General features: G+C 43.8%; 7 protein-coding genes. 5 read left to right on the forward strand and 2 right to left on the reverse strand.

Going from position 1 to position 6,619, the window contains the following annotated elements:
• The first annotated feature begins 298 nt into the window (after window positions 1–298).
• Together mutS and fdxA are read left to right on the forward strand one after the other, a co-directional pair.
• A complete protein-coding gene (gene mutS / locus A3757_RS08610; protein WP_068510701.1) occupies window positions 299–2,929 on the forward strand; it encodes a DNA mismatch repair protein MutS in 2,631 nt (876 codons plus the stop codon).
• 157 nt (window positions 2,930–3,086) lie between these two features.
• A complete protein-coding gene (gene fdxA / locus A3757_RS08615) occupies window positions 3,087–3,410 on the forward strand; it encodes a ferredoxin FdxA (RefSeq protein ID WP_068510699.1) in 324 nt (107 codons plus the stop codon).
• 94 nt (window positions 3,411–3,504) lie between these two features.
• On the opposite strand, the gene A3757_RS08620 is transcribed toward fdxA, so the two are convergent.
• Complete coding sequence (locus A3757_RS08620) at window positions 3,505–4,035, reverse strand: SprT-like domain-containing protein (protein WP_068510697.1); 531 nt, start codon at window positions 4,033–4,035, stop codon at window positions 3,505–3,507.
• Between the two features lie 117 nt (window positions 4,036–4,152).
• On the opposite strand from A3757_RS08620, the gene A3757_RS08625 reads away from it, so the two are divergent.
• The 3 genes from A3757_RS08625 to A3757_RS08635 all read left to right on the forward strand — a co-directional run bounded on the left by A3757_RS08625 (window position 4,153) and on the right by A3757_RS08635 (window position 5,991).
• On the forward strand, window positions 4,153–4,914 hold the full coding sequence (locus tag A3757_RS08625; protein ID WP_068510695.1) for a sulfite exporter TauE/SafE family protein: 762 nt from the start codon (window positions 4,153–4,155) through the stop codon (window positions 4,912–4,914).
• A gap of 118 nt (window positions 4,915–5,032) precedes the next feature.
• Window positions 5,033–5,218, forward strand: a complete 186-nt coding sequence (locus A3757_RS08630) for a helix-turn-helix domain-containing protein (protein WP_068510693.1) — start codon at window positions 5,033–5,035, stop codon at window positions 5,216–5,218.
• An 89-nt stretch (window positions 5,219–5,307) separates the two neighbouring features.
• Window positions 5,308–5,991, forward strand: coding sequence for a zinc metallopeptidase (locus A3757_RS08635; RefSeq protein WP_068510691.1), 684 nt, complete (start codon window positions 5,308–5,310; stop codon window positions 5,989–5,991).
• 4 nt (window positions 5,992–5,995) lie between these two features.
• Here the strand turns inward: A3757_RS08635 and A3757_RS08640 are convergent.
• A partial coding sequence (locus tag A3757_RS08640) for a general secretion pathway protein GspB (protein WP_156506257.1) occupies window positions 5,996–6,619 on the reverse strand: 624 nt, incomplete at its 5' end.

Consider the following 6,619-nt stretch of genomic DNA (forward strand, 5'->3'; position numbering starts at 1 on the left):
GTACCTGCTGCTAATCTAACGAAGAATAAAAGAGGGATTCTTTAGCTTATGTCTAAGAACAAATAATTCGGAGTTAGCTTAAAAATGAATAAAACCTAGTGTTTGACATGATTTTTCGATTACGTTTTTTCTGGTAAGACAGAGACGTGATTTGTTAGAATTCTGTCGACAATAAAGTCGCATCTATATATCGCGGCTACAGCTGGAACCCCCTCTAAGGTTAAAACAAGTTGTGCGTCTAATGCTTTGCTTTAGGTAAGTCCATATACAACCAATTAAAAAGAACTTCTCCCGAATTATGTCAAAAAGTCCTGAGTTAGCTAAAAACAGTGAATCTAAACATACTCCGATGATGCAGCAATATTTTCGCATTAAAAAGGACCACCCTAATGAGCTTGTCTTTTATCGAATGGGCGATTTTTATGAGATGTTCTACGATGACGCAAAAAAAGCGGCTCAATTGCTAGATATCACTTTAACGGCACGCGGTAAGAGTGGTGGCAACCCTATTCCAATGGCGGGTATCCCCTATCACTCCGCTGAGAATTATATTGCAAAGCTTGTTCGATCTGGTTTGTCGGTTGCTGTCTGCGAGCAAACAGGTGACCCGGCAACAAGCAAGGGGCCGGTTGAGCGTAAGGTAATGAGAATTGTCACTCCCGGCACGCTGACTGACGAGGCATTTCTAGAAGAGCGGCGTGACAATTTGCTCTGCTCAATTTCCTTTGGTGATGAGGAAGCCTTTGGTCTAGCCTACCTAGACCTGAGTGGCGGACGCTTTTCTGTGTCGCAAGTTCGAGGCTTGCCCGACCTAATAAGCGAGTTGCAGCGTATTAGACCGTCGGAAGTTTTAATAAGTGAAGAGTTTCCATATGAAGGAGCTTTTGAGAACTTAACTGGTCTTAGACGCCAAGCTCCATGGCTTTATGATCTTGATTCCGCAAAAAGCTTATTGACTACTCAATTTAAAACGAAAGACTTAAGCGGCTTTGGTATCGATTCGATGCAATTAGCTATCTGCGCGGCGGGTTGTCTGCTGCAGTATGCAAAGGATACTCAGCGTAATGAGCTGCCTCATATTGTCACCATCAATAAAGAAGAGCGTAGTCAATACATTCTACTCGATGCAGCCAGTCGCAAGAACCTAGAAATTGACACCAACCTTGCTGGCGAAAGTAATCACACCTTGGCGTGGGCAATGGATGCCTGTAAAACTGCAATGGGTAGCCGCTTGCTTAGGCGCTGGCTCCACCACCCTTTAAGAGACCGGGAAATTGTGAATGCCCGTCTAGATTGCGTGTCTTCACTTGAGCAATCCTATAACTACGACGCCATTCAAACGAATTTAAAACAAGTCGGAGATGTACAGCGTATACTCGCCAGGATTGCGCTTAGATCTGCACGCCCTCGTGACCTATCACGACTTAGAGACACTTTAATACTACTACCCGCCATACAGGCAGATTTAAGGTCAGTTGATTGCCCAAGTCTTGGTGAAGTAGCTAAAGATATATCCGAACACCCCTCTTTAGCTGAGTTATTAGAGCGAGCAATTATCGATAACCCTCCCGTCGTTATTAGAGATGGCGGCGTGATAAAAGATGGTTTTGACGCAGAGCTAGATGACTTACGCAATATCAGTGAAAATGCCGGTCAATTTTTAATCGATCTAGAGACTCAGGAGCGGGAGGCAACCGGGCTTTCGACCTTGAAGGTTGGTTACAATAGAGTTCATGGTTACTTTATCGAGATTTCAAAAGCTCAGTCAGATAAAGCGCCCGATGCATATATAAGGCGTCAAACGCTAAAAAATGCAGAGCGCTTTATAACGCCAGAGCTGAAAGCTTTTGAGGATAAAGCGCTGAGCAGTAAAAGTCGCGCTTTATCGCGCGAGAAAGCCCTTTACGAAAGCCTACTTGATGAATTAAATGAGGCGATTGACGCGCTTCAGAGGTGTGCAAAAGGGCTTTCTGAGCTCGACGTGCTTAGCAATTTTGCTGAAAGAGCTCACACTTTAAATCTCAATAGGCCGGAATTTAATCAGGGTAACACCCTGTTAATTGAAGAAGGCCGACACCTTATTGTTGAACAGCTCAGTACAGCGCCTTTTGTGCCAAACGATCTGATATTAGATCCAAAGCGAAAAATGCTTATGATTACCGGGCCCAATATGGGGGGGAAGTCTACCTATATGCGCCAGGCTGCTCTGATTATATTGCTAGCAGGTACAGGAAGTTTTGTTCCAGCAGGTAAAGCCTCAATAGGTGAAATCGACCAAATATTCACACGAATGGGAAGTTCTGACGATACGGCAGGCGGTCGCTCCACTTTTATGGTTGAGATGACCGAGACTGCGAACATCTTGAATAACGCTACAGAAAACAGTCTGGTCTTGATGGATGAAGTAGGAAGAGGTACCAGCACTTTCGACGGTTTGTCGCTTGCATGGTCTAGTGCAGAGCATTTGGCTAAAAATATCCAAGCTTATAGTTTGTTCGCAACTCACTATTTCGAAATGACGCAGCTTGCTGAAGAGCACGAGAGTGTTGTCAACGTTCACCTGAGCGCTACTGAGCACGAAGATAGAATTATCTTTCTACATAATGTTCTTGAAGGCGCCGCAAGCCAAAGCTACGGTTTGCAGGTCGCGCAGCTCGCAGGTGTTCCGGATAGTGTTATTGGGAAGGCGAAGGAAAAGCTAAGTTCTTTGGAGTCTACGGAAACAAGCGAGCCGTCTGAGCCCATAACTGCAAGCAATATTGCAACACAAGCTACTGACTCTATTTCAGAACAAAATGCATTTCAAAGTGATATGTTTGCACAAGAGCCTTCATTGATTGAGAAAGCATTTGCTAACCTGGACCCTGATGAGCTTAGCCCTAGGCAAGCATTGGATAAGCTTTATGAGCTACGAAGATTGATCAACTAAGTTATATGATGCCTTGTCTCTTGCGCTAACTTACTTGTGTTTTAAGTCAATAATCGTAACATTTGCGCTATGACAGGCGTTTAAGCTTGAACCCTGTCACATCTGACATTAGAATACACCGCATAATTTTAATGAGACCAAACACTGGAATAGCAATATGACATTTGTTGTAACCGATAACTGTGTTAAGTGTAAGTACACAGATTGTGTGGAAGTTTGTCCTGTAGACTGCTTCTATGAAGGCCCTAACTTTCTGGTAATCGATCCTGACGAATGTATCGATTGCGCACTTTGTGAGCCAGAATGCCCAGCTGATGCAATCTTTTCTGAGGACGAATTGCCTGCCGACCAGACGCAGTATATCGAGCTAAACGCCGAGCTATGTCAGACTTGGCCCTGCATTACCGAGCAAAAAGACCCGCTTCCAGATGCTAAAGAGTGGGACGGTGTTCCTAACAAGCTTCAATATCTAGAGAAGTAAATTCTTTAGTCGCCTTGTCGTTAACTGGCGTCAGATCGCTCGCTAACGACAAGCTCCTCTTAAATAAGAACTGCCTGGCCTCATTCACTTTGGCCTATTTAATTCTCAAGCTTTCCTTACAGCTTTTGCATACATATCTTGCATCACTTCTTACGATTCTATTGTGTCGAATTGCGCTCAAATCATGAATTCGATCGTGACATGCACAAATATATGCAAAGGTTCGTCGTGCCCTTTTCGCGCTTGAGAAGTTATGCCTTACCTTTGGCTCAACATTAAATACTTCTGACATAACCTGCTTCCACTGTCGTCCATGCGGCATTACCTTCTTGCCTTCATGATAGCGACCAAAATACTGATAGACGATGAGGTGTGCACATTCGTGAGGTACAACCTCTTCGATAAAGGCTTGTTGGTTTTGATTTAAGAGCGCCTGATTAAATCGAAGCTTGTATCGATAAGTCTTAAAAGCGTTTTGTGTGACGACAAACTGGCCGGCAGCTTGCCCCTTTAGAAGAAAGCAAAGGTTGTGATAAACGAAGCTTTTCTTAAGGTGATGTTCTGCCTGCCGCAGGCAGTGTTCTACCGATGATTGCACATCAGCTTGATAGTTGCTTTGGTTCATCTTGGCTAAGTGTTTTTCGGTCTTCTTAAGTTCATATACAGCGGTGCATTATGCAAAAATTTACAGTACCATGCCCAGCTTTATTTTTTGTCACACCAAGCCTTTAGGGAAAACGCCATGTATGAACTCGACTTACTCTATATATTGGTATTAATCATAACAGGGTTTCTCGCAGGCATTATAAACACCATGGCTGGTGGAGGCTCCAATCTTACAATTCCAGCATTAATGGTAATGGGGATTCCTCCCGACATTGCAAATGCGACTAATCGAGTCAGTGTCGTACTTCAATCGTTTACTGCATACAGAGGTTTTGCCAAGCACGGAAAGCTTGATATTCCCGATATCAAATCTATTCTGCTTGTCACCATGCTTGGCGGGCTTGTTGGTGCTGCATTCGCCTCTTATATGCCTGCTGACTACCTGAAACCAACCTTGCTCGGCGCGATGATTATCATGGCCGGCATAATCTTATTTAAGCCCTCCGCTATTGCGGTAACTGAAGGCACCAAGGCTTTTTCAGTAATGGAGCAAAAGCAATCTATACCAATGCTTTTTATAGCCGGGTTTTACGGTGGGTTCGTCCAAGCGGGCGTTGGTTTTATTTTAATTGCTGCGATTGCTGGAGGCCTCCGTTACGATCTGGCTCGAACCAACGCGCTAAAGGTGGTGTGCACACTCGGTTTTACTCTAGTTGCTCTCGGTCTTTTTGTATGGCGGGACCAAGTATGGTGGGCGCCAGGCCTCTTGCTCGCGGTCGGTTCTGTTGCAGGTGCTTACCTGGCTGTGAAGATCACAATTAATGTCAGTCAGAATACGCTAAAGTGGTTCCTGTTTATTATGACTATATTTGCAAGCATTGCCGCGCTCCTCAGTTAAATGCTCGAAACATAAAATTAACTTAATGCTACAAACAATTCAGGAAATATTATTTGCATTAACTATACTCTAATTCACATATTCGATTTTTTACGACTAATATTATTTGGAGCAAAGTATGTCAGGCGGAGAAAAGTTACTAACACTCGCTGAAGCAAGCGCAATGATGGGAAAAACCGAAGTTACGGTGAAACGCTATGCCCGCGAGAGCTTAATTAAAAGCGTTAAACAAGGAAGCGAGCTCATGTTTCCTGAAGATGCTGTTATTAAGTATATTGAAATTGAAAAGAGGCTAAACGGTTAAGGCTTTGTCCTAACAAAGCTCAGGTTGCCTTATAAAGCTCGCGATTAAGCGGGCTTTTTTTTGGTTTAGCAACAAGCTACACTCGCCTTATGATTTATATTTTAATTGCCCTCATTCTATTTGTACTCATTACGCCAGGTATATGGGTTAAATACACCATAAAAAAATATGCTCAAGATTTACCTGATATTCCTGGTACCGGTGCTGAGTTAGTAAAACACTTATCTAAAAGATTCGAGCTAGTAGACCTTAAGGTTGAAGAATGCCCTGACGGGCAAGATCATTTCTCTCCACATGAGTCTACGATTAGGCTATCCAAATACATCTACGATGGGCGCTCTATTAGCGCAGTCGCTATCGCATGCCATGAATTTGGCCATGCGCTTCAGTATCATAGGAATGAAAAGATAGTCAGACTAAGAGAGCGGTACACCCCGATAGCATTATTGATAGAAAAGGCTGCGATCGCAATGCTTGGGATTATTCCGGTTCTTGTTGTTATTTTTAAGGTACCACAACTCGGAATTATTAGCTTACTATGCGGGCTTTGTGCTGTTTTTATTTCAGTGGCACTTCAATTAGTAATATTGCCTATGGAGTGGGATGCAAGTTTTAACAAGGCACTTCCGATAATTACCGAAGGTAACTATCTGCAAGATGATCAAATCGAGCCTTGCCGTAAGATTCTTAAAGCTGCTGCAATGACTTACGTCGCGGCAACTCTAGCAAGTGTATTGAATGTCTGGCGATGGCTAGCCATATTGCGGCGCTAACGTTCTATGGCGCTTGCCAGTCGCGCAATACCGGTATTTTGAAGATGGTTCCTTGCTTGTCTAGCGCAAGATAAAACTCTCCAATTTCTCTAATGACTAAGCCAGAGAAACCATCCCCTTCCCTTAAGTACAAATTATTAATCATGGCTCTTCGTGCGCTCGGTTCTGAAGAGTAGATATGACTGCTAAATTCTATTGTCGGAACCCCCCTTTGAAAGCTAATATTCATTTCACTTAGTAGAGGAAGGTCTGAAAATGCATTTGGTGCACTACTAATTTGTTTGCTTCTATCGCTCTCGTCGTTCACACTTGTCGGCAATATTTTTTCCTCGACAGCTTTAGAAACCGGGGCTGCTTCGGAATAAGGCTCGGCAAGCGGCGGGCTGATGCGCTTAACACCCGCTTTAGGTCGGATAACATCGTCAGCTTCGACTGGCTCTTTATCCTCCTTAGCAGAGCGTTTATCGGAAAAGTCATCCTTTAGAATAGGAAGAGGCTTTGCTTGAATGGGTGCTTTATCAATGAGATGGGATGGAAGTGCCTTGGTTTTACGGCCAGTATCCTTAATGTCCGGCTCAGTCGAGGAGAGTGCTTTATTGTCAGTTAACAGGCTATTTTCAGAGCTTCC

It is taken from the genome of Oleiphilus sp. HI0117, assembly GCF_001635235.1.

Bases quoted from the DNA above. Each gene is read 5' to 3' on its own strand.
- mutS (WP_068510701.1), top strand. From the start codon at position 299: ATGTCAAAAAGTCCTGAGTTAGCTAAAAACAGTGAATCTAAACATACT.
- fdxA (WP_068510699.1), top strand. From the start codon at position 3,087: ATGACATTTGTTGTAACCGATAACTGTGTTAAGTGTAAGTACACAGAT.
- A3757_RS08620 (WP_068510697.1), bottom strand. From the start codon at position 4,035: ATGAACCAAAGCAACTATCAAGCTGATGTGCAATCATCGGTAGAACAC.
- A3757_RS08625 (WP_068510695.1), top strand. From the start codon at position 4,153: ATGTATGAACTCGACTTACTCTATATATTGGTATTAATCATAACAGGG.
- A3757_RS08630 (WP_068510693.1), top strand. From the start codon at position 5,033: ATGTCAGGCGGAGAAAAGTTACTAACACTCGCTGAAGCAAGCGCAATG.
- A3757_RS08635 (WP_068510691.1), top strand. From the start codon at position 5,308: ATGATTTATATTTTAATTGCCCTCATTCTATTTGTACTCATTACGCCA.